Here is a 1,050-nt window from a genome sequence, read left to right as displayed (position 1 = left end):
CCAGCTGCCGGCGTCCTGGACCGAACTGCGCACGTGTTGCATCAGGCCTTGTGAGTTCATGGTTTATCCCTTGAACAGCCTCGTGGCCGGGAAAGAAAGACCCCGGCCACGAAGCTGAGAAGACGATGGTTGATGATGGCGTCAGGACAGCTGGTCTGCGCGCGCCTTACGCCCGTATTTGAAGTAGAAGAAGGCGTAGCAGGCACCAACAAAAGAGATTCCGAAATAGAGGGCTGCCACCTGATTCGGGTCAAAGGCGATGCCGATGAGCGATATTAGGCAGAGCGAAAAGGCCAGGATGGGCACCAGCGGGAACAGCGGGGCCTTGTAGGCAAGGGCGGCGACATCGCCGCCGTTCTTGACAAAGGATCTCCTGTGGAAGAAGTGCGAGGCGGTGATGGACATCCAGACCCCGACGACGGCGAAACCTGCCACTGAAACGAGAGCCAGGTAGACCGTTTCGGGCGCAACGACGCTGCTGATGAGCGACGCAAGGCCTCCGAGCATGCTGACTGAAAGCGCGATTAGGGGGATACCGCCCCGGGTCAGTTTCTTCAGCGCCCGGGGGGCGTGCCCCTCGTCGGCAAGGGAGTAGAGCATCCGTGCGCAGGAGAAGAGGCCGCTGTTTCCGGCGGAGAGGAGGGCGGTGATGATGACGAAGTTCATGATGTCGGCGGCAAAAGGAATGCCTATGGATGAGAAGACAGTCACGAACGGGCTTTCATCCAGGCCTACCTGATCAAAAGGGATGGTAGCTGCGATGACAGCGATTGCCCCGACGAAGAAGATCAGCAGGCGGATCACTGTGCTGCGCATCGCTTTGGGGATGCTGGTGGCGGGGTCAGCTGTTTCGCCCGCTGCCACACCGATGAGTTCCGAGCCGGAGAAGGCGTAGAACACTGCAAGTGCAGTGACGAGGACGCCGCTGAAACCGTTGGGGAAGAGGCCGCTGGAGGTGTTGAAATTCTCAAACATGAACGGGTGGCTGCCTCCCTCACTGAGTGGGTGGATGCCGAACAACGCCGCGCCACCAAGAACGATGAGGACCAC

The 1,050-nt window shown here is 59.7% G+C and carries 1 protein-coding gene; it reads right to left on the bottom strand.

Annotated elements, in window-relative coordinates; genetic code table 11:
* Window positions 1-141: 141 nt before the first annotated feature.
* On the bottom strand, window positions 142-1,050 hold a 909-nt coding region (locus LQV45_RS35230), incomplete at its 5' end, for an amino acid permease (RefSeq protein ID WP_230012678.1).

It is taken from the genome of Microbacterium sp. Bi128 (assembly GCF_918698205.1).
The sequence above is the reverse complement of the archived record's forward strand: the minus strand, read 5'-3'. Positions and strand labels throughout refer to the sequence as shown.